Origin of the sequence: Ensifer sp. B1-9 (assembly GCF_050474445.1) — a bacterium.
Classification (GTDB): Bacteria; Pseudomonadota; Alphaproteobacteria; order Rhizobiales; family Rhizobiaceae; genus Ensifer.
Genome location: NZ_JBCHVG010000006.1, coordinates 311626 through 331937, shown reverse-complemented (window position 1 = coordinate 331937; position 20312 = coordinate 311626). Strand labels below are relative to the sequence as shown.

Genomic DNA, 20312 nt, shown 5'->3' with positions numbered 1-20312 from the left:
CCGTCGACTGCATGCCCGCCGGCGGAAATCCGGATCTCATCGCGCTTGCTTGGAGCAGCACGCAAACATACCTGACCAATCGGTGCTGATTGTTCACAAGCTGCGATTAGAAGCTGAGCGCGCTTTTGAGATCATGTAACCCTACCATAAGCACCATCGGGTCCGATGGCGAAGGCAGGAAGCCGACCGCCTCATAGAAGGCCCTCGCGTCCTCGGAAATTGCATGCACCAGCACGCCGCGGATACCAAGGATCTCTGCGGCATTGAGCAGGCGCAACCCTGCGTCGCGCACTAACGCTCTGCCGATACCGCGTCCCTGATAGCCCGCATCAATAGCGAGGCGGCCAAGCACGGCAACAGGAATTGGATCGGGCATGTTGCGTCGAAAGCGACCAGGTGCTTCCGGCTGCTTCACCGCGCCGGAGGCGAGTGCATAATAGGCGATGACGCGGTTTCCTTCACACACGACGAATGTTCGCGATGCGCCGCCAATCTGATTGGTACGGGCGCGGCGACGCAGCCAGTCGTCTAGTTCAGGCACTGCGGAATTAAAGTCTGTCAGTTCATGCTGATCGGCAAGCGGCGTCGGTGCGTTAAGAGTCACGCCTCATCCCACGGCGCTTTGGTCGACATGGTGCGTTTCAGACGCTCATTTGTTTGCGCGGGCGCATCGAGCCTGGCAAGATACTCGGCATAGAGTTCGGGGCTGACCGTGAATACGGAACGGTCTAGCAGTACTTCCTCGGCGCGGCGCTCGGAAGCCTCAAGCATGAAATCCGTGCGCGTCTTACCAAGCAGCTCGGCGGCTCGGTCGATCAAGTTGCGTGTCGCAGGCTTGATTCTCATATTTAGCGGCACGCTTGCGTCCGCACTTTTACTCGCGCGCGAGGTGGCCATGGAAACTCCTTTCTGCACCCCTTAGATAGCGTAATGACATCATCTTTACAACACCCGTAAAGATGATGTCATTACATATTGGTCTTGGGTTATTTCAGCCGCATGAGATTCATTGCACGCCTTGATGGGAATACAACCCAAGCTTCCCGATTTGCAGGAACCCCATAAGCCGTAATGGCTATCGGCGCCGTCGAAGCGGTCGAAGCCGTGGACGCCGACGCAAGTACCCAGGGCGAAAGCGGCTCGGGAAAGGCAACGCTCATTTGCTCGACCCTGCATCTGGAAACCCCGATCTCCGGCACCATCGGCGGCCAGGGCCAGGATCTCGGAAAACCATCCGACGCCGAACTGCGGCGCCAGTATCGATAGTGACGGTTTTAACCCCAAAATCACCTCGTTTGGTGCCAACCACAACCAACAGAAGCCAATGCTGCGAAGACGGGACGGTTTGCGACCCTGCCACCTGAGAACGTTTCTCAGTCATACGCAGTCCAGGCCGTAAACGTGGTCGAAACTCCGACCCGTCCATTGGTCCCCGACCGAGACGTGGACTCAGGTGGCGCCCAATACCCGAGCCAGCTCGGTGAGCCGTTCCTTGCAAATCACCTCGATGAGGCGGTGGAGATGTTCGGTCCGCTCGATGAGCCAAGCCAGCGCTTCTTCGGTGATCTCGAAGTGCTTGGAGTAGCGTGCCTTCACATAGGCTTCGTTGAGAACGTTGTACCAGGCGGTATAGCGATGCTGGTCCCGCGGCCAGGCTTCGACGAGCCGCTGATCACGGTCTTCGGCGAGACCGCGGAGAAATTTGAGGTTGTGCGACGGCGGGCTGTAGTTGGTTAGGGTGAGGAGAAGGCAGGAATACGCCGTCTCAACAGCCTGATGGAGAACAAAAGCTGCCAGGGCGAGATTTGATTTTCCTAGGTAGAACCGACTGCCATCCGCGAAGTCCGTTGCATTCGCGAAATGCCTTTCAAAATGCTCGTTCGCCACCCTGAGCGCATCGGCAGGCGAGAGTTGTTTCGGTTCGGCCAATGGCCGGTCGTCGAGTTCGTAGAGCGCGATGCCCTCACGCAGAATGTCGACGAAGAAGTATTGCCCGTCCGCAAGGAAGTTGTTCACCTCCCGGGCGCCATGGACGATCAGCCCAACCGGCGTCGAGACTCCCTTGTCCCACATCAGACGGTCGGTCGCCTTGTCCCAATATTCCGGTTCTGCGAGCTTCTTTGAATTGACGATGACGAGGATATCGTAATCCGAGCGATAGCCCTTCATCGTGTGCGGTTCGTCAACAAAGGTGCCACGGGCATAGGAGCCGAAGAGGATGATCTTCAGGATCCGCCCGCGCTTCTTGAAGTCAGCCGAGCCACCCTCGAGCGCATCGGCAAACTCCTCGTGGATGATCTCCACGACGCGGGCAACCTCGCGCTGCTTCTTCTCGGGAAGATGTTCCAGGCTCGTTTTCATACTCAACCGATAGGATAAAGACGACTCCTCGTCTACTACTGGAATTATGAGTAACGCGCGCCTGCGATCGGTGGCGCAGATTTCGGTTGCCGCATCCAGCCGGTATGTCTCGCCCCTCATTCCCCTGGATCGAAGCCGCTACCGCCCGGCGCGGGCAGCGCTCTCCGGCTGGTCAAACGGGGGCAAAGCTCGCTTCAAAAAGTCGGTTGAGGTCTTCCACGATCTTTCGTGCAGCATCCTTGCGCAGGAGACCGTCATTGATGCGATCCGAAGCCGCCTGCTGAAAGGCCATGTAGCCATCATGGCGCGGACGAACCCAGGCCATCTCCAGCGTCTTGCGCGTGGCGCGATAAAAATCCGAGGTCGCGGCATTGACGCCGTCGTCGTCCCAAGCCGCCGCATGGCCGGGCTGCCCTCCGCGTCCGGCATAGGCACCGAGCTGAACCTCGCCGCTGGCGACGAAATAGGCGAAGTCGATCGCGGCCTCTTGCGATTGCGAGAAGGCCGAGACCGCGATCCCCGTTCCGCCCAGGGCGGAACCGGAATGGCCATTGCTCCCGGCGACCGGAATATCGCCGAACTTCACGAGAGACGGCCGGAATCCCGGCATGGCGTAGCTGACATAGCCGTAGATCAGTGGCGTGGAGACGAGCTTCGAAGCGGGATCGCTCATGGCTTCCAGCACGGCAATCGGATCCATCGAGAAGCAGGCCGGATCGATCAGATCCGTCAATTCGCGCAGACGTTCGAAGGCGGCGATTCCGGCATCGACGTCGATCAGCTGACCCACCCCGTCGCCACGGCAGGCATGACCGAGATTGGCCGAAAGCGTGTAGAAGCACATCAGTGAATGCGGCGGCCGCATCGGCAGCGCCACCTTCCCGTGGCGAGCAAGCGCCAGCATCTCGGTCCAACTTTCCGCACGGTCCGTGCGGTCCGGTCGCCAGGCCTGGACCTGGGCCGCCGCGTCAATCGGAAAAGCCCATTGTCTGCCCTGCCATGTGTAGCTCGGATAGGAGCGTCCGACGCTCGCATCCGCAAGCGCCCGCCGTTCCGTTTCGCGACCTTCCACATCGAGCGGCGCCAGGCACTTCTCCTTGGTGATCTGGCCGACATGCGGATGGTCGATGACGATGAGGTCATAGGCCCGGGCCAGTTCGTCGACCGGATAGGTCTCGAAATCCTGCAGCGAGCGCTTCTCCCAATGGACCTCAACACCTGTTCGCTCCTGCCATAGCCGCGAACAGGCGATCATCGGATCGTAGCCGCGCGGGTGGCTCCAGGTCATACCTTTCAACGTGATGCTCACAGGCCGAACTCCTCTCGGATCGCCGCACTATGCTCGCCGATGCGTGGTGCGGCGCGATCCACCCGGGCGCGCTTACCGTTGACCCTAAGCGGCGAGCGCGTGGTCAGGATCGAGACGTCGTCCTCCCGCACAACTGTCTGCAGCATGTCGAGCACGCGGAAGCCTTCGCTTTCAAGCAATTCGTTCCAGTTGAGAACGCGCGCGCACCAGATGTCGGCGGGTTCGAGCACGCCAAGCCAATGGTCGATGGTGTTTTCGGCGATCCGGTTGGCGATCATCGCCTTGATCCTGTCCCTTTCGGAGAACCAGGATGCCGGATCGTCGCGATAGATTTCCAGTTCCGGCATTTCCAGGAGATCCGCGAGCTTCGGGATCGGCGTCATGGCGATGGCGAGATAGCCGTCCTTGGCCGGATAGACGCCGTAGGGCGCGGAGAGGTAGGCATGGGCGCTGCGGAAGCCGGATCGTGCCGGCAGCCGGCGGCCATCGTTCAGATGCGTCGTTAGCACTTCGAACTGGAAGTCGACGAGTGCCTCGAGAAGGCTTGTCTCGATCAGGCTGCCCCTGCCGCTGATACCGCGGCGAACAAGTGCCGCGAGGATGCCTTGAGCCGCAGCAGCGCCCGCGAGCATGTCGCCGATCGCCAGGCCGAAGGGAACCGGCCCCTGCCCCTCATCGCCGTTCAGCCACATGACGCCCGAACGGGATTGCGCCAGCAGGTCCTGTCCCGGCCGCCTCACCCAGGGGCCCTCTTCGCCGTAGCCGCTGATTGAGGCATAGACAATCTTCGGATTGATGGCTTTGACCGCCTCGTAGTCGAGCCCGAGACGCTGGATGACCCCAGGGCGGAAATTCTGGATCAGGACGTCGGCCTTGGCAAGGAGCGCCTTCAAGGCGGTAAGGTCCGCCTCGTTCTTAAGGTCGATCGCGAGACTTTCCTTGGCGCGGTTGATGGCATGGAAGATCGTGGAGTCCCCGCCGATCTCGGTATCGCTCAGATAGAGCCGGCGCGACAGGTCACCACCATCGGGACGTTCGATCTTGATCACCCGCGCTCCAAGATCCATGAGGCGCAAGGAGCAATAGGGGCCTGAGAGAAACTGGCTCATGTCGACCACGACAAGGCCGGCGAGCGGCAGTTCGTTTGTTTCCGTCATCGGTATCCTATTTCTCGGTCTTACCGACGAAGTCGGCCGGGTTCTTGTACTTCACCGTCTGCAAGTGCTCGCAATAGAGCACCAGCTCCCCCTCGCCCTTGAACACCTGGTAGCTGGCCCGAATGAGCCCGAGCTCCTTGTAGCGGGGCGTTTTGTCCATGTTGGTCCGTATTGTGTAGATCGTGTCGCCGATGAAGACCGGCTTGATGAAACGCAACTTGTCGTAGCCATAGGAAAAGGCGTTGACGCAGTTGGTCGCAACGAGCCCGAGACCGGCGGAGAACACGAAGGCGCCGGCAACAAGGCGGCGGCCAAACATGCCGTCGCGCTCGGCAAACATCTGGTCCTGGACATAAGGGTGAATGTCGACGACCAGCGTGTTGAACAGATGGCTGTCCCCCTCGGCGATCGTCCGGCGCAAGGACCGGATGCGCTGGCCCACGGGCCAATCTTCATAAAACCAGTTCTCGGCATTCCACACCGGCAGGGCGGCATGGTCTTGGGGCATGTCCGTCGGATGCGTCGAGGCAACCCCGACGGTGGGTGTGAATTCATGCATGAGAAGACCCTTGCGCAGCAAAAGTTAAGTCAGTCGTTGATTTCCCGGTACCGACGCCCAGAGCGCTCAGCAGCCGAAATCAATTTCTTCTTATATGAATACACTACTCACATATGGATTGATAATGCAAGAGATTCGGAACGGGCAGAGGACGCCATTCAGATCGGCACAGAGTCACGCGCGCCATGTCACCATGACGCGCAGCCCGAACCCAGGGTGGAAAGTGTTGGCAGGCGGCGGCTGAGCGACCATCGTTTGGTTCGAGCACCTGTGAAAAGACTATGCTAATCAAGTGGCGAATGATTCTGAGTTTACAGTGTGATGAGTCTGAAGACCCGCGGCTATCTGTTTGCCTTCCTCGCCATCTGCATCTTCGCGAGCCAGGACGCGATAACCAAGTATCTGGGTGATCGTTATCCGGCGCTCTTCATAACGATGATCCGCTTCTGGGCGTTCGCGCTCTTCGTATTTGCGTTTGCGGCGTCGTCGCCGAAGGGCATTCGGGGATCCGTTCAAACGCGACATCCCTGGCTGCAACTTGTCCGCGGCCTTCTGCTGGTCGCGGAGATCGTCGTCATCGTTTTTTCCTATGTTCACGCCGGGCTCGCGATGAGCCAGTCGATCTTTCAGGCCACACCACTGATCATCACCATCCTATCGATACCTCTTCTCGGAGAGGTGGTCGGATGGCGGCGTGGGACTGCGGTGCTGGTTGGTCTGGTCGGCGTTCTGGTGATCATCAATCCGGTGGACGTTCACTTCGACATCTCGCTTCTGCTGCCGCTTGTCGCCTCCGTGCTGTTCGCGCTTTACAGCATCGCCACGCGTGCAGTCAGCCGCGAGGATTCGGCGGTGACGAGTCTTTTTTATGCGGGAGTCGTCGGAGCAATCGCGATCTCGTTGATAGGTCCTTTCTACTGGAGCGAAGTCGTGCCCTCCGATTGGATCGCTTTGGCAGCACTTTGCGTCTGCGGCACTCTCAGCCACTACTTCCTCATCCGGGCCTACGGCTTGCTGCCTGCAGCGGAGGTTCAGCCGGTCACCTATTTTCAGCTGGTTCTCAACGTGATGTTTGCCGTCCTGTTGTTTGGTGAAGCGATCACGTACAACATGATCGTCGGCGCCCTCATCGTCGTCGGTGCGGGCCTTTTCACGATCTGGCGCGAACACCAATTGGCAAAGCGGTCATAGGCTGATCCTGCTCCCGAGAACTCGCGCTGTTTGCTATCCCAGTTGGATGTGGGATCCAGGTATCACAGCGGCACCAACGCTTTAAGTGCTACGCAGCGGAACTATTTCCACCTTCCCGTGTTGTCGGAGCAGCGCGAGCCGACACCAGAGGCTCCTGTGCGGATGGAGTATGCGATGAAATGGCTTCTCCCAGTCCTGTGTATCGCGGCAGGTCCTGCCTACGCGCAGAGCCCCTCCCTCGAGTCGACTTGCATGGCTGTCGCCAAGAACTTCTTCATGGTCGACGCCCTCAATGTCGGCGTGGTGCAATCCTTTCCCGAGATTGAGCCGCCCGGCGCTCGCTTTAAATATTCCGAAAGAGCCGACATCAAGAAGGCAGATATGACGGACACCTTTGATTGCGAGTTCGACAACGCGAACGCGCCGAAGAGGATCCTGCGCTTCTGCGTTTCACGCATTTGCTACGCTGCCGATGAGGACGATCCCGAGCGCAAGAGACGATTTCAGGAGATGCAGGTTCTCCTGCAAAGAGCGAAAGCCGCAAACTGAATTCCGTGCCCCAGGCTGGTAGACCTACCAGGCCTCGCGTTCAAACCCGACAGGCAGCCCTTTGTCTCCAGCGACCAGCAGCAGTTCGCGAAGCTTTGGGTGAAAGACTTCTCGGACCGCAGTTTCAAATGGCGCCCACAGCAGTCTCCGGCTTTGCCTCTCTGGAAAGTCCGAAAAAGTTTCGTGGACTTCGAGTAGATGCACGCTGAGGTGGTAGCTCAGGTCAATACCATCCTTTGTGTAAAGGAATGAGCCAACGGCGCCGATCGATACTCTGCCTCGAACACCCGCCTCTTCCATCGCTTCGCGCGCCGCAGCGGCGCGCGACGTCTCTCCTGCCTCTATACGGCCTTTTGGGATTCCCCAGCGGCCATTACGCCGACTCGCGACAAGCAGCACCTCAGGAAAGCTATCTGCAGAAGGTCGAAAACAAATCGCGCCTGCCTGCTGGACGCAGGTCACTGAACGCGCAGCATTTGGTGACAGCGCTTCGCATACCGGCGAGAATTGCTCGGACATATTTCTTGGTTCCGACGGATTGTAACCAGAAGTTTGCCTTCGTTTATGACAGATTTGTGAAGGTCCGTCTCGCAATGAGCGATTGAAAATGAAACGAGGGAGACGTGATCGTTGCGCCTTCTACCATCTGCTTTCAACCAGACGTCGCACCTCAAGTTCCTCGCAAGGTTTGCATGACGCGCTCAGCCTTGAGTGTCTCAGTGCTTTGCTGCCACTCGAACCTGCCCGGAAATTTCGCTGTAGTATTCCGTTAGTACCTACTGGCTCGCCTGCCCTGCTAAGCTCCTCCCGTTGGTTTTGGGAGGAACACATGACGGCTTCGAAAATACTGATGATCACCGGTGACTTCACCGAAGACTATGAAACGATGGTCCCGTTTCAGACGCTGCTGGCCTGCGGGTACACCGTCCATGCCGCCTGTCCCGGCAAAAAGGCCGGAGATACGGTCGCGACCGCGATCCATGATTTCGACGGCGACCAGACCTACTCGGAAAAGCGCGGCCACAACTTTACGCTCAACGCCACCTTCTCCAACATTCGTGCCGAGGATTACGATGCGCTTGTCATCCCCGGTGGCCGCGCGCCGGAATATCTGCGCCTCAACTCCGATGTCATCAAGGCTGTCCAGCACTTCTTCGAAGCCGGAAAGCCGGTGGCGGCCATCTGCCACGGCGCCCAGCTTCTCGCCGCAGCCGGCGTGCTGAAGGGGCGCACATGCTCGGCCTATCCCGCTTGCCGTCCGGAAGTCGAACTCGCCGGCGGCATCTATGCCGATATCGCAATCGATGATGCGGTCTCAGACGGCAACCTCGTCACCGCCCCGGCATGGCCGGCGCACCCGTCGTGGCTGCGGCAGTTCATGACTGTGCTGGACGCTTCGGCCCTGTTACAAACAGACGCCGCCTGAGGAAGCCGGCAAGGGAGGTCGCGATGTGCGAGTTGTTTATAAAGGCGGACGCAAGGCTCTGGGAAAGTACGACCCGTTCGCTACGCATCGATGGCATGGTGACAAGCGTTCGGCTGGAGAATTTCTTCTGGTCGAAGCTCGAGGAAATCGCACACCGCGATCGCATGAACGTCACGCAGTTGATAACCAAGCTGCATCACGAGTCCATTGATGCCGGCCACGATCTGGGGAACTTCACCTCGTTCCTGAGGGTCTGCTGCGCACGCTATCTCGACCTTCAACTGACGGGAGACATCCCAATGGATGTCAACCAACCGATCGCCGGGCTGAACGCTCCGGCGATCCTCATTCGCGAGCAGGAAAAATATCACTGAGCCAACGGCCAGCGACGGGTGAAGGCCGGCGACCACCATCGCACGCTGGAAGCGAGTGCTTGCTGCAGCGACAAGTGTATCGCTGTAAGCGGTGGCCCTCGCGACCTTTGCCTGCAGCAGCGCGGTCCGGGGAATGCTGACGTCAGTGATCGTGCCGAAGCTCTGTTTGTAATAATCGACGGCGACGTCGTGGGTGGTCTGCGCAGCAATCGTCACTTCGCTTGTCGCCGCGCATCCGCAAGGCTGGTGCGCAGCAGATCGTGGGAGACCACGACTTTCCCGCGCCGCGGTGACCGCCAGTGCAATCGGCCATCACCGCGGCAGACGCGAAGTTACTTTGTCACCGTCAGCATCGCGTGCATGCCGGCTTCGAAGTGTCCCTTGATGTTACACAGGAGGACATAGGCGCCTGGTGTGAGCTTGGCCTTCATCTGGCCATCAGCCCCCGGCTTCAGGTCGGAGACTTCGCCAAGGCTCTTCAACTGCTTCTCGTTGACACGGTGCTTGGCCGCGACGACATCGATTTTCTGGTCGGCGGATTTCAGCTTGATCAGCACCATCTCGTGCTCTTCGGTCATTGCGTCGTTGTGGACCATAAAGGTCGTCTCGCCGGCCTTGATGGTCGTTTGATCCAATGTGAGCGTCATCGAACCGCCAGCCTCGCCGCTCTCGACAACTTTTACGGTCGTCGCGGCAAACGCGGGCGACGTCATGCAGATAAAAGTAAGCACTGCTAGCTTGTTTTGGGTGAACCGCATTTTTAGTTTCCCTTTTTTGCTGGCGTTATTGGCGAAGTGCGCCATGTCGAGGGACCGATTGGCCTTGTTGCCGGTGGGCTCTTCCCGCAGCAGGAAAGCGAGCCTGCGTTCAGCCCCCGCCCATTGGCAGGAACCAACAATCGGCAATTCTGACCGACCCCGGTGTCGTTCTAGGCAACGCACCCTGTCTATTGGCTGTCCGGCGGCCTGCTTTACGAACACACCAAGGTTCTTAAGGATCCGGTTCGGCCATGCCATTGCTTGGCTGGAAGCCACACTCCGCTCGGTGGCCTCCTGGTCATATCGGACCTGTCGAATAGGGGTCGTGGCCAGATTCCGCGTGCTTAGCGGCCCCGGCCGCCGCCACGTCCGCCCCCTCCGCCGCCGCCGCCGCCGCGGAAGGCTGCTCCGCCACCGCGACCACCCCCTCCATGGAAGCTGCGTCCGCCACCACCGCCTCCATGGAAGCTGCGACCACCGCCACCGCCGCCGTAGCCACCGCCGCGATAGCCGCCGCCACCATTGAAACTTTGGAAGTTGCGGCCAGACTCCTGATAGAGCCGCCCATAATTGCGGCTCAGCTCATTCTGGTTGCCGAACTGTCGTCCCGCCCGGTCGAAGGAAAGATGATCCGGCGCACGCTGACGAACCTGCTGGTCGCGGCGTGGTGCCGGCCGCGTCTCGACCCTGTTCTGAATGCGTTGTGTGGCTTCTGGCCTGTTGGACGCTGCACGCTGACCGAAATTCCTGAGGTTCTCTCCCTCCGGCCGCTGAACGGGCTGCCAGCCATCCGGCGTATGCTTCTGCCACTGCCCGTCCTGGCGACGATAGACGCTGCCGTCGCGACCGGCGTAGACGTCACCGCCCTTGCTGCCGACGATGAATCCTTTGTTGCCTTCCGTGTTGCGCCAGCGCAGACCCCCGGCACTGCCCGTCGTTCCGCCGCTGATGCGTGCGAATTCCCCACCGTGCTTGACGGCAACGCTGCCCCAGGAACCGTAGACATTCTGTCCGCCGCGCGCGACCATCGCGTTGCCGGTGCGTGGATTGTAGGCGGAGATGAAGCCTCTTTCGCCGACGGGTCCTGCCGCCGCTCCGGCGCGGAACCGGGTTCCAGTCACGGGATTGTAGGCGGCACCAAATGCCAACCCCCGCTCGGGACCATAGGCATAGCCATAGCGGCCGAAGGTTCCGTAAGCCGGGTTGTATGAAGCGCCAAAACCATAGCTGATCGGAGGCGGATAGTAGGGCCAATCGTCGTCGTAGTAGTCCCAATAGGGCGGATAGTACCATCCCGAACCCCAGACAACGGTATCCCAGGCGAGATAGGTATAGAGATAGCCGAGGGTGTAGCCGTACCAGACAGCATCGGGTTCGGTGTCGTAAACCCGGACATAGGTGGCATTATAGACCGGGGACGACGATGGGATCGTGTAGATCTCATCGGCTACGGCTCGCGCAACGGCGAAGGGGCCGGTCGGCGTATCGCCCACAAACCAGATGCCATCCTTGAGGACGAAATACTTGTCCGCCACCTTGATGACCTGCTCGTTCGCATTGACGGCATAAAACAGAGACGTGCCTTCAATCGGCTCGAACTTCGGCTCGCCATTATAGTGCACGTCCACCTTCAACGACCCATCGGTGGAAACCCGTGCAAGCTTCGGGATGCTCGCTCTCAGACGCGCCATCGCGCTTTCGGACGTGCCGGGTATCGAAGCACGCACTGCCGAGTAGGTCTCGTCGTCGGGCAGGTTCAGGAAATCTTCCGGCAGATCTGGCGTGGCAAAACGCCAGGGTCCTTCGAGCGAAGCGGATGAAAACCACCGTCCGGAGAGAAGCGTGTACCACGTCTTGCTGGCCCGATGGAAAAAGACCGAACTGGTCGTGTTGGAAACCCAATCCAGCCCCGTGCCCGCCACCGGTTCGAGGGCCGGCTTTTCTTCAAAGATCAAAAGCTCCGCTGGCTTCTCTGAATAAAAGACCTTCGGGATCTTGTTGTCGTCGAAGCGCGTCGGCGGAAGCGAGGCTTTCACCGCTTTCCAGTTCTCGATTTCCGGCAGTTTGGAAAACAGATCCGGTACCGTTTCCGCCTCCACCCAACCGGTATCCAGCGTCTTCGAGGTGAGCCAGTTCTTGTCGCTTCGCAGATAGTAGTCGCCCGACTGTTCCACCTTGAACAGGTCCCAGTTCGTATTGACCACGAACGACAGCCCCTCCACGCCCTTGACCGGAGCCGTCACGACCTTGCCGTCCGTCTGCAACAGGATCGCGGGCGTTTCACTGACGAGGATCGGTGGCGGATCGGCCTTGATATCTGGGACGTCCGCAAGCCGCTCGAAATCCGCAAGGCTTGCTGCCAGACGTTGCTGCGACACGACGATCGGATCGGTAGGAATGAGCTTGCCGATGTCGAGCGCCAGATCGGCAAGCTGCTGGCGATCCAGTGCGGAGAAATCGAGCCGCGTGGTGCGAACATCGGTCAGCGTGACGTTTTCAGATGCATCGTCAGCCGTGGTCTTGGCTGAAAGCCCGATGATCCCGTAGACCGGTTTCGCGTCGGCGGAGGATTTGAGTTCGGTGGCGACGAGCGCCTCGAGCTCCTTGAAATCCTTCCACGACGTTATCTGCGGTTGAAAGAGAGTGATCGTCGCGCCCTTGTCGGTGTTGAACACCCTTGGCCAGGCCGGCGCGGTGGCATCGGACTGGTTGAGATATTTGCCCGCGACGAACCCATTCGCGCCGGAATAGCTTACGGCGCACCAGGAAGCTTCCGCATCACACTCCTTGATATCGACTTCCTCGCCCTGAGGGATGACGCGCATCGCGTCAAATCCGGTGCCCGGCCCCACCCGGAAATTCACATTTGCGGTCAGGACGGCTGGATCCGCAAAGGCAGAGGTCGAGACGAACGACGCGATCGTCAGATACGCAAGAATTCTACGCATGATCACTTTCCCTCAGTGTCTAAGGTGTTCGAAGTCCCTGTGCGCTGGAAGAGTCACCGGAAACGGATCGCTGCGACGAGCGCATCTCGCAGCCAGGTAAAGTCGTTTAATTTCAGGATCATTGCACATTCGATGACGAGTGCAACTGGCAACGCTGCCAACTTCTAATTAAACCGAACGTTGAACGGGTGCTTCGCGTCTGCCTGAGTGGCCGCCCCCATCGAAGTTGCGCTGCATGCCTTTCGCCATCGCGAAAGGCGCCTGTCGACGTGCCGCGATTATCGCCCGCTCCCCTCGCGGTCGGGCCGCCGGGTACAGGCTCGCTGATCCCTTTGTGCCGCCCGTCAGGCGGCCGAGCCTGAGGGCGGAGCGGAGAGCAGTTCCTGTTGTCTCGCGACCCCGACCAACCACTTGTGAAATTTCTGCCCGAACGGCTTTTCGAGAGCGGCCCGATCCCAGGCGAGGTAATAGCTTTCAGGAAGTTTCATGCGAAGGTCAAAGGGAACCACCAAGGTTCCGGATGCGATCTCATCCTTGATCATGGAAACCTGCGCGAGAACAAACCCCCTGCCGTTTACGGCGGCGTCGATGGCACTGCTCGACAGGGTGAAGGAAAGGCCCGAGAACACCTTGCCGCCGTCGGCGTGCACCAGAGCGGCCCAGTCCCTCCACTGCGGAGACGCTTTGTAGTCCGCCTCCCACTCCACGTTGAGGAGGGGAAACTTGAGGACGTCGGGCGGCGATTCAAGAATGCGTCCGGCAATCAGCGCGGGCGAGCACGCCGGGACCACCCAGTCGGTGAACAGCGTTGCGACGTGTTCGTGGGCATGGGAGCGCCGCCCATAGGTGATGCGGAAATCCACCTGCTCGATACCGATGCGGGGCTCCTGCTCCTGGCCGAGGATGCGCACGCTCGATTCCGGACAGAGCGATTGCCAGTCGAAGATCTTGCGATTGACCCACTTGTTCGCGACCGACGTCAGGGCGCTTAGAACGATGCTGGTCTCGTTCCTGGCACGGGTAAGCACGTTGGCGGCGTGGGAAAGCTGCTGGAAGCCTTTTGCGACTTCCCGATAGTACAGCCGCCCCCAGGAGGACAGCTCAACCCGCCGCCCGCGTCGCTCCAGCAAGGTCAGACCAAGGCACTGCTCCAGGTTTCGGACCAGCTGACTGACGGCGCCCGGCGAAACGCCAAGATCTTCAGCGGCGGCACTAACCGAGCCGCATCGTCCAATCGCCTCGAAGGCCTGCAAGCCGCGCAAGGACGGGTTCGGCATCGCAAAGCACTCCTTCAGCCAGTCTCTCCAATTTAGATTTTCTAAAAAAGAACGCAGGCGCTGGCAACTTGTTGGCACAGAAAAAACGTCGAACATTCACTTAACAAAACGCAAGGAGAGCGAAATGTTTCTCAAGAATGCCTGGTATGTCGCCGCCTGGGATCACGAGGTGGACCGCGCGCTGAAACCCGTAACAATGCTCGGCGAAAACATCGTGCTTTATCGCAAGCTGGACGGCCAGGCCGCCGCCCTCGAGGATGCCTGCCCCCACCGAAAACTGCCGCTCTCCATGGGGCGCATCAAGGGTGACGACGTGGAGTGCGGTTACCACGGGCTCACCTTCGACTGTTCGGGAACCTGCACGCGCGTGCCGGGCGCCGAGCGCATTCCGCATGTCGCCAAGGTACGTTCCTACCCGGTCCATGAGCGCTACGGCCTGCTCTGGATCTGGATGGGAGATGCCGAGAAAGCGGATCCGAAGGACATCTTCGAAGTCGAGCATTTCGGCGACCCCGCCTGGGGCATCAATCGCGGCGAGTCGATGACGCTGAACTGCAACTACCTCTACATGACGGACAACTTGCTCGACCCGTCCCATGTCGCCTGGGTCCACCAGTCGTCCTTCGCAAGCTCGGCCTGCGAGGAGACGCCGCTTGAGACGACCGTGAAGGACGATGGCGTTACCGTCTGGCGCTGGATGATCGACTCGGAACCGGCCCCGTTCTATGCGCCTTTCCTGCAGTTCGAGGGCAACACCGATCGCAAGCAGCACTATGAGGTGCGTTATCCGAGCAACGCGATCATCAAGGCGATCTTTGCGCCGGCCCATACTGGTGGTGAAGGCCGCACGCTTCCTGAGAACACCTTCCTCATGGACAGCTACAATTTCATGACCCCGGTCGACGAAAACCGGACCAAATACTACTGGTTCCAGATGCGCAACTTCGCAGCCGACGACGCAAAGGTCTCCGAGAGCTTTGCCAAATCCGTGCGCGGCGCCTTCGAGGAAGACCGCGTGGTGCTTGAGGCCGTCCATCAGGGAATGGCCAACATGCAGACGCCGAACCTCGACCTGAAGATCGACGTCGGTCCGATGCGCTTCCGGCGCAAGCTCGCCCAGCTGATTGCCGCCGAAACGCAAGCCGGCCCGGCGAGCGCAGCGGCTGAATAGGAATTCTTCCGGATGCTCGATGTCGCGGCTGCACGCTTCCGCCCCTTCGAAGTCGTTTCGAAGGTGCGCGAAAGCACCACCATCACGTCTTTCCGTCTCGCCCCACTTGAACGCCATCACTGGCGGTCGTTCGAGCCGGGACAGTTCCTGACGATCCGTGTTCCCGACCGCAAAGGCGGACATGTCCTGCGCAACTATACCGTCTCCTCCTCCCCGCGCGAGGAGGGAACCTATCGGATCACCGTGAAGCGTGAGACAGCACCGACGCAGGATGTGCCCGGGGGATTGAGCTCCTGCTGGCTCCATGACGAGATCGAGCCCGGCGCCGTCATCGAGATCGAGCCGCCGCGCGGCGCATTCAAACTCGACAGGGCGAGCTCCCGCCCCGTCGTCCTTCTTTCCGGCGGCGTCGGCTTGACCCCAACAGTCTCGATGCTGGATGTGCTGGCACGCGAAAGCGACCGTCCCGTCTGGTTCATTCACGCCTGCGACAGCGCGGCGGTCCATGCCCTGCGGGCGGAGATCGAGGAATTGGCCGCCCTGCGACCCGGCATTACCCTGCACGTCTGCTACCGCTTCGCCGAAAGCGGTGACCTCGAGACGGCCCGGTGTCACTCCGCGGGTTTCCTAACGCGCGCCACGCTTCAGGACCTTCTTCCGCTCGACGACTACGACATCTACATGTGCGGGCCACCGCCCTTCATGCGGGCCCTTTACGGCATTCTGACCAGCCTCGGGGTGCGCAAGGAACGCATCGCCTATGAATTCTTCGGGCCGGCGAGCCTCCTCTCGGAGACGGAGCAAACCACAGCGCGGCCCCCCGCGACGCGCACGACAGAGGCAACCACCGGGGAGGATGGCCTGCACATCGTCCTTCAGAAGTCGGGGCACGAGCTCACCTGGGATGGCAGCAGCGAATCCCTCCTCGCCTTCCTCGAGGCACAGGGCATCGAACCCGAATTCTCCTGCAGGGCGGGGGTCTGCGGGAGTTGCGAACAGGGCCTCGTCTCCGGCGAAGTCGACTATTTCGAGGACCCGCTCGACGAGGTGGCGCCGGGACGGGTGCTCCTGTGCTGCTCCAGACCGAAATCCTCGATCGTGCTCGATCTCTGACCGCTAAAGGAAGATCCGTGACGAAAACGCTCCAACCGGAAATCCCGCTCAATCCACACGTGGCCGGTCTGCCGCCGTACAATGCCGGCATGAACATTGCCGCGGCGCGACGGCAAAGCGGTCGGCAAGACATCGCAGCGCTCGCCAGCAACGAGAATCCGCACGGCTGTTCGCCACGTGTCGCAGCGGCACTCGCGAACCTCGATCCCTCACGCTATTGCGATCCTGCCTGCACGACGCTCCGCGCGGCGCTCAGCCAGAAGCTCGGCGTTGCCGGTGAGCGCATCGTCGTCGGCAACGGTTCCGAGGAGATGATCGCCGCAGTCTGTCGCGCGGTCCTTAGCCCGGGCGCCCTGGTGGCGACCGTCTGTCCCGGCTTCGGGCTGCACGATATCGAAGCGCTGGCCAATGGCGCCAAAGTCGAGAAGGTCGCCATGCGGGCGGACCTGAACTTCGACATACCGGCAATCGTCGCCATGCTCGAGCGGGCGCCGGCGATCTTCTTCCTTTCCTCCCCCTCCAATCCGGTCGGCCCGGCACTTGACCGAGAGAGCCTGGAGCGCGTTCTCGCGGCCGTCACGCCTCAAACGCTCCTCGTGCTGGACGAGGCCTATTTCGAGTTCATCGACAACGACATGCCCGACGGCCTTGCGACGCTTTCCGCCACGGACCTCTCCTGGGTAGTGCTGCGAACCTTTTCCAAAGCCTATGGCCTTGCGGGCCTGCGCGTCGGATACGCAGTGACGTCCGATGTGCGGCTTGCACGCGCAGTGGCAGCGGCCAAGACGCCGTTCAACGTCAATGCTGCCGCACAGGTCGCCGCCATCGCCGCACTTGAGGACGAAGCATGGATGTCGTCTTCGGTTGCAGCGTTGAAACTGGAGCGAACGCGGGTCGTCGATGCGGTCGCCGCCATGGGACTTTCGTCAGCGAGATCACAGACCAACTTCCTGTTCATCGACGTCGGCCGGGACAGTCTAGCAGCGATGGAGCACTTTCTGTCGAGCGGCATCATCGTCAAGCCGTGGAAAGAGAAGGGTTACGACACCTTTATCCGCGTAACGATCGGCACTCCTGCGGAGAACGACCGCTTCCTCGAGGCGCTTCGCGCTTCGCCGGGGGCTGAAGCCTGCGCCCTCTCAACCTTATCCATAACAAAGGGCGCCAAGCCCCACGGGAACGAACAATGAGCGGAAACGCAAGTCTCTACAAGATAAACCGGGAGCCCAGCCGCATGTCCCCATCAACGCCTGCCGGCCTTTTCGCCGGCGATTTCTCGGCCCTGCGCACCCGGTTTCTCTCCGCCGCGCGGACCGCCGGGGCGAGCCTGGTCGAATATCTGCATCCGCTGTACGGCCCGAACGGCGAGCGTCTCGCGACCGATGTCGCCCATCTTGGACGCGATGATGCGAAGAAGCTCCTGGTGCTGATCTCCGGCACGCATGGCGTCGAGGGCCCCTTCGGCTCGGCCTGCCAGACCGCCTGGCTTTCACAGAACTCGCCCTGGCAGCTCCCCGACGACACCGCCATCCTGGCGATCCACCTCATCAACCCCTGGGGCACGGCCTGGACGCGCCGCGTGAACGAAGACAACGTCGATCTCAACCGCAACTTCATCGACTGGCCGAAGGGTCCACCGAAAAACGAGCGCTATGCCGCCCTGCACGATGCCCTCGTTTGCCCGGCCTGGGAGGGGCCGGCGCGTGATGCTGCAACGGAAGCCTATGACGCCTGGAAGCAGCGGCTCGGCGGCTATGCAGGCATCGCCCCGATCGTGGAAGCCGGCCAGTACGACTTCCCGGACGGCCTGTTCTACGGCGGCGACGGTCCCGTCTGGTCCAACCGCACGCTTATCGAGATCCTGTCGACATTCGCGCAGCGTGCGACCGAGGTCGTCGTTTTCGACCTCCACACGGGTGCCGGCCCCTATGGCTATCCCGCACTTCTCTCCGTTGCCGAGCATGACCATGCGGGTCTCGAATGGGGACGGCGCATCTTCGGTCCTGCCCTCTCGATCGTCCTTACCGGCGAGAATGCAACGACGGATACCGGTATTGCCGCGACGGCGACGGGTTACGTCTCAGCCGCGGTGCGAACTGCACTGCCTGAGGCGCGAGTCCTGCCACTGGTCGTCGAATGCGGGACCCTGGACGGCGCCACCGTCTCCGATGCGGTTCAGGCGGACAACTGGCTTCATTTGTTCGGCAAGATCGACACACCGCTTGGCAACAGGATCAAGGAGACACTGCGCGCAGCCTTCATTCCCGAAGATCCGCACTGGCAGCGCACCTGTCTCGCGGCTTCGCTCAGCCACTTCGACCGCGCCTTTGTGGACCTCAAGGCAGTCGGGGGCGCAGGAGCCGAAAAACCCGTTCCTGCCGCGTCGGCTGTGACCGTCGTCCCCCACCCCGAAGCTGGAGCCCCGAAGCTCCACCAAAAGCCGGCCATCGAGGTGCACGACATTCACAAGCGCTTTGGGCCCCTCTCCGTGCTCAACGGCGTCAACATCTTAGCGCAACCGGGCGAGGTCGTGTCGATGATCGGCTCCTCCGGTTCGGGAAAGAGCACCTTCCTGCGCTGCATCAATCTGCTCGAGCAGCCGAACGACGGGCGCATCATCATCGACGGCGAAGAAATCCGCATGAAGAAGACGGCGGATGGCGGCGCTGCGCCGGCCGACATGAAGCAAGTCGAGCGCATCCGCTCGCGGGTCGGCATGGTGTTCCAGAACTTCAACCTCTGGCCGCACATGACGGTCCTCGAAAACATCATCGAAGCGCCGCTGCATGTCTTGAAGGAAAATCGCCAGGCAGCGATCGACCACGCGCACGCCCTCCTGAAGAAGGTCGGTCTCAGCGACAAGCACGCCCAGTACCCCGGCCAGTTGTCCGGCGGGCAGCAACAGCGCGCCGCTATCGCCCGCACGCTCGCCATGCGCCCGAAGCTCATTCTGCTGGACGAACCGACCTCGGCGCTCGATCCCGAACTGGTCGGCGAGGTGCTGCGCGTGATCCGGCAACTGGCCGAAGAAGGAAATACGATGATCCTCGTGACGCATGAAATGCAGTTCGCACGCGAGGTCTCGCACAAGATCCTCTTCCTCCACCAGGGAAAGGTTGAGGAAGAGGGTGCCCCGGCGGAGGTCTTTACCAACCCGCGCTCCGAACGCATGCGCCAGTTCCTGGCCCGTACGCTCTGACGCTCCGCCGGCATCACCCGTCCGGGGACCACTCCGGACGAGAGCCAACAAGAATGCTCAGCAAGGGGAACCAAAACATGAAGCTGAAAAATCTACTGCTCGCCACGTATTTCGCTGCCGGCCTCACCGCGGCCCACGCCGCCGAGGGCGAATTGTCGATCGGCACGGAGGGCGAATATCCGCCATGGAGCATGGCTGACTCCGCCGGCAACGTCACGGGCTTCGATGCCGATGTCGGAAACCTGCTCTGCGCCAAGCTGGAAATGAAGTGCCATTTCGTCGTGCAGGCCTTCGACGGTCTCATTCCGGCGCTGAAGGCCAAGCGTTTTGACATCATCATTTCCGGCATGTCGATTACCGCCGAGCGCAAGAAGCAGATCAATTTCTCCGTCGGCTACGCGGAACTCGCCAACATGTTCGTGGTGAAGAAGGATTCCGATCTTGCTGGCGTCAAGGACATCGAGACGCTGCTGACATCGCTCGACGGTCGCACGGTCGGCGTCCAGGCTGGCACGACCCATGCGCATTTCATGGAAAAGCGGGCCTCATCCGCGGTCCTGAAGACCTATGACACGCTCGATCAGATGCAGATTGACCTCGCCAGCGGCCGCGTCGAGGCTGCATTTGCGGATGCATCCGCCCTGCAGGACTTCCTGGCACGTCCCGACGGCAAGGACTTCCAGTTCGTTGACGTCAAGGTGTTGAGCACCTTCGACCCGACGCTCGGCGAGGGCATCGGCGTCGGCATCGCGCAGGAGAACACCGAACTCAAGGCCCGTATCGACAAGGCGCTCTGTGAGCTGGTCGCCGACGGCTCGATCGGCAAGGCAAGCCAGACCTGGTTCAAGACGGACATTTCCCGTCCCTGCCAGTAGCGGCAACGGCATCCCCGGAGAAAGAGAGACTACAGGTCGCGCCTT

20 protein-coding genes are annotated in these 20312 nt (G+C 60.7%); 10 read left to right on the top strand and 10 right to left on the bottom strand.

Features of this window, described 5'->3' with window-relative positions:
• Positions 1-106: 106 nt before the first annotated feature.
• Both ACQ5BM_RS13520 and ACQ5BM_RS13515 read right to left on the bottom strand, forming a co-directional pair.
• Positions 107-604, bottom strand: coding sequence for a GNAT family N-acetyltransferase (locus ACQ5BM_RS13520; protein WP_429811779.1), 498 nt, complete (start codon positions 602-604; stop codon positions 107-109).
• A complete protein-coding gene (locus ACQ5BM_RS13515) occupies positions 601-897 on the bottom strand; it encodes a DUF1778 domain-containing protein (protein WP_429811776.1) in 297 nt (98 codons plus the stop codon). Before ACQ5BM_RS13515 ends, ACQ5BM_RS13520 begins: the two co-directional genes overlap by 4 nt.
• A 174-nt stretch (positions 898-1071) precedes the next feature.
• Here ACQ5BM_RS13515 and ACQ5BM_RS13510 point away from each other — a divergent pair, with 174 nt between their 5' ends.
• Positions 1072-1266, top strand: coding sequence for a hypothetical protein (locus tag ACQ5BM_RS13510; RefSeq protein WP_429811774.1), 195 nt, complete (start codon positions 1072-1074; stop codon positions 1264-1266).
• Positions 1267-1449: 183 nt separating this feature from the next.
• Here the strand turns inward: ACQ5BM_RS13510 and ACQ5BM_RS13505 are convergent, their stop codons facing one another.
• The 4 genes from ACQ5BM_RS13505 to ACQ5BM_RS13490 all read right to left on the bottom strand — a co-directional run bounded on the left by ACQ5BM_RS13505 (position 1450) and on the right by ACQ5BM_RS13490 (position 5386).
• Positions 1450-2361 (bottom strand): nucleotidyltransferase and HEPN domain-containing protein, encoded by a 912-nt coding sequence (locus ACQ5BM_RS13505; protein WP_429811772.1) that lies wholly within the window; start codon positions 2359-2361, stop codon positions 1450-1452.
• A 172-nt stretch (positions 2362-2533) separates the two neighbouring features.
• A complete protein-coding gene (locus ACQ5BM_RS13500) occupies positions 2534-3670 on the bottom strand; it encodes an ABC transporter substrate-binding protein (RefSeq protein WP_429811769.1) in 1137 nt (378 codons plus the stop codon).
• Entirely contained in the window at positions 3667-4827 is a 1161-nt protein-coding gene (locus ACQ5BM_RS13495; RefSeq protein WP_429811766.1) for a CaiB/BaiF CoA transferase family protein, read from the bottom strand. Before ACQ5BM_RS13495 ends, ACQ5BM_RS13500 begins: the two co-directional genes overlap by 4 nt.
• A gap of 7 nt (positions 4828-4834) precedes the next feature.
• Positions 4835-5386, bottom strand: coding sequence for a MaoC family dehydratase (locus tag ACQ5BM_RS13490; protein WP_429811763.1), 552 nt, complete (start codon positions 5384-5386; stop codon positions 4835-4837).
• A gap of 321 nt (positions 5387-5707) precedes the next feature.
• Here ACQ5BM_RS13490 and ACQ5BM_RS13485 point away from each other — a divergent pair, with 321 nt between their 5' ends.
• Together ACQ5BM_RS13485 and ACQ5BM_RS13480 are read left to right on the top strand one after the other, a co-directional pair.
• Positions 5708-6577: a DMT family transporter gene (locus ACQ5BM_RS13485; RefSeq protein WP_429811760.1), complete on the top strand. Its 870-nt coding sequence runs from the start codon at positions 5708-5710 to the stop codon at positions 6575-6577.
• Between the two features lie 276 nt (positions 6578-6853).
• Positions 6854-7126, top strand: coding sequence for a hypothetical protein (locus ACQ5BM_RS13480; protein WP_429811757.1), 273 nt, complete (start codon positions 6854-6856; stop codon positions 7124-7126).
• 24 nt (positions 7127-7150) lie between these two features.
• Here ACQ5BM_RS13480 and ACQ5BM_RS13475 read toward each other — a convergent pair whose 3' ends face one another.
• Positions 7151-7645, bottom strand: coding sequence for an NUDIX hydrolase (locus tag ACQ5BM_RS13475; RefSeq protein WP_429811754.1), 495 nt, complete (start codon positions 7643-7645; stop codon positions 7151-7153).
• 310 nt (positions 7646-7955) lie between these two features.
• Between ACQ5BM_RS13475 and ACQ5BM_RS13470 the strand changes: the two genes are divergently transcribed.
• Both ACQ5BM_RS13470 and ACQ5BM_RS13465 read left to right on the top strand, forming a co-directional pair.
• Complete coding sequence (locus ACQ5BM_RS13470) at positions 7956-8552, top strand: DJ-1/PfpI family protein (protein ID WP_429811751.1); 597 nt, start codon at positions 7956-7958, stop codon at positions 8550-8552.
• A 23-nt stretch (positions 8553-8575) separates the two neighbouring features.
• A complete protein-coding gene (locus ACQ5BM_RS13465) occupies positions 8576-8926 on the top strand; it encodes a ribbon-helix-helix domain-containing protein (protein WP_429811748.1) in 351 nt (116 codons plus the stop codon).
• Positions 8927-9258: 332 nt separating this feature from the next.
• Here ACQ5BM_RS13465 and ACQ5BM_RS13460 read toward each other — a convergent pair whose 3' ends face one another.
• The 3 genes from ACQ5BM_RS13460 to ACQ5BM_RS13450 form a co-directional block, all read right to left on the bottom strand.
• A complete protein-coding gene (locus ACQ5BM_RS13460) occupies positions 9259-9684 on the bottom strand; it encodes a plastocyanin/azurin family copper-binding protein (protein WP_429812044.1) in 426 nt (141 codons plus the stop codon).
• 344 nt (positions 9685-10028) lie between these two features.
• Complete coding sequence (locus tag ACQ5BM_RS13455; RefSeq protein WP_429811745.1) at positions 10029-12632, bottom strand: SH3 domain-containing protein; 2604 nt, start codon at positions 12630-12632, stop codon at positions 10029-10031.
• 344 nt (positions 12633-12976) lie between these two features.
• Positions 12977-13909: a LysR family transcriptional regulator gene (locus ACQ5BM_RS13450; RefSeq protein WP_429811742.1), complete on the bottom strand. Its 933-nt coding sequence runs from the start codon at positions 13907-13909 to the stop codon at positions 12977-12979.
• A gap of 124 nt (positions 13910-14033) precedes the next feature.
• On the opposite strand from ACQ5BM_RS13450, the gene ACQ5BM_RS13445 reads away from it, so the two are divergent.
• The 5 genes from ACQ5BM_RS13445 (at position 14034) to ACQ5BM_RS13425 (ending at position 20267) form a co-directional block, all read left to right on the top strand.
• Positions 14034-15080 (top strand): Rieske 2Fe-2S domain-containing protein, encoded by a 1047-nt coding sequence (locus tag ACQ5BM_RS13445; RefSeq protein WP_429811739.1) that lies wholly within the window; start codon positions 14034-14036, stop codon positions 15078-15080.
• A 12-nt stretch (positions 15081-15092) separates the two neighbouring features.
• Complete coding sequence (locus tag ACQ5BM_RS13440) at positions 15093-16193, top strand: FAD-binding oxidoreductase (RefSeq protein ID WP_429811737.1); 1101 nt, start codon at positions 15093-15095, stop codon at positions 16191-16193.
• Between the two features lie 17 nt (positions 16194-16210).
• Positions 16211-17383: a histidinol-phosphate transaminase gene (gene hisC / locus ACQ5BM_RS13435; RefSeq protein ID WP_429811735.1), complete on the top strand. Its 1173-nt coding sequence runs from the start codon at positions 16211-16213 to the stop codon at positions 17381-17383.
• Between the two features lie 44 nt (positions 17384-17427).
• A complete protein-coding gene (locus tag ACQ5BM_RS13430; protein ID WP_429811732.1) occupies positions 17428-19392 on the top strand; it encodes a DUF2817 domain-containing protein in 1965 nt (654 codons plus the stop codon).
• A 77-nt stretch (positions 19393-19469) separates the two neighbouring features.
• Entirely contained in the window at positions 19470-20267 is a 798-nt protein-coding gene (locus tag ACQ5BM_RS13425) for a transporter substrate-binding domain-containing protein (protein ID WP_429811729.1), read from the top strand.
• The last annotated feature ends 45 nt before the right edge of the window (positions 20268-20312 follow it).

What these genes read in the sequence shown, in the direction of transcription:
- ACQ5BM_RS13475 (WP_429811754.1), bottom strand. Translation starts at nt 7,645, where the DNA reads ATGTCCGAGCAATTCTCGCCGGTATGCGAAGCGCTGTCACCAAATGCT.
- ACQ5BM_RS13480 (WP_429811757.1), top strand. Translation starts at nt 6,854, where the DNA reads ATGGTCGACGCCCTCAATGTCGGCGTGGTGCAATCCTTTCCCGAGATT.
- ACQ5BM_RS13515 (WP_429811776.1), bottom strand. Translation starts at nt 897, where the DNA reads ATGGCCACCTCGCGCGCGAGTAAAAGTGCGGACGCAAGCGTGCCGCTA.
- ACQ5BM_RS13425 (WP_429811729.1), top strand. Translation starts at nt 19,470, where the DNA reads ATGAAGCTGAAAAATCTACTGCTCGCCACGTATTTCGCTGCCGGCCTC.
- ACQ5BM_RS13460 (WP_429812044.1), bottom strand. Translation starts at nt 9,684, where the DNA reads ATGCGGTTCACCCAAAACAAGCTAGCAGTGCTTACTTTTATCTGCATG.
- ACQ5BM_RS13470 (WP_429811751.1), top strand. Translation starts at nt 7,956, where the DNA reads ATGACGGCTTCGAAAATACTGATGATCACCGGTGACTTCACCGAAGAC.
- ACQ5BM_RS13490 (WP_429811763.1), bottom strand. Translation starts at nt 5,386, where the DNA reads ATGCATGAATTCACACCCACCGTCGGGGTTGCCTCGACGCATCCGACG.
- ACQ5BM_RS13485 (WP_429811760.1), top strand. Translation starts at nt 5,708, where the DNA reads ATGAGTCTGAAGACCCGCGGCTATCTGTTTGCCTTCCTCGCCATCTGC.
- ACQ5BM_RS13455 (WP_429811745.1), bottom strand. Translation starts at nt 12,632, where the DNA reads ATGCGTAGAATTCTTGCGTATCTGACGATCGCGTCGTTCGTCTCGACC.
- ACQ5BM_RS13495 (WP_429811766.1), bottom strand. Translation starts at nt 4,827, where the DNA reads ATGACGGAAACAAACGAACTGCCGCTCGCCGGCCTTGTCGTGGTCGAC.
- ACQ5BM_RS13440 (WP_429811737.1), top strand. Translation starts at nt 15,093, where the DNA reads ATGCTCGATGTCGCGGCTGCACGCTTCCGCCCCTTCGAAGTCGTTTCG.
- ACQ5BM_RS13430 (WP_429811732.1), top strand. Translation starts at nt 17,428, where the DNA reads ATGTCCCCATCAACGCCTGCCGGCCTTTTCGCCGGCGATTTCTCGGCC.
- ACQ5BM_RS13445 (WP_429811739.1), top strand. Translation starts at nt 14,034, where the DNA reads ATGTTTCTCAAGAATGCCTGGTATGTCGCCGCCTGGGATCACGAGGTG.
- ACQ5BM_RS13510 (WP_429811774.1), top strand. Translation starts at nt 1,072, where the DNA reads ATGGCTATCGGCGCCGTCGAAGCGGTCGAAGCCGTGGACGCCGACGCA.
- ACQ5BM_RS13450 (WP_429811742.1), bottom strand. Translation starts at nt 13,909, where the DNA reads ATGCCGAACCCGTCCTTGCGCGGCTTGCAGGCCTTCGAGGCGATTGGA.
- ACQ5BM_RS13505 (WP_429811772.1), bottom strand. Translation starts at nt 2,361, where the DNA reads ATGAAAACGAGCCTGGAACATCTTCCCGAGAAGAAGCAGCGCGAGGTT.
- ACQ5BM_RS13465 (WP_429811748.1), top strand. Translation starts at nt 8,576, where the DNA reads ATGTGCGAGTTGTTTATAAAGGCGGACGCAAGGCTCTGGGAAAGTACG.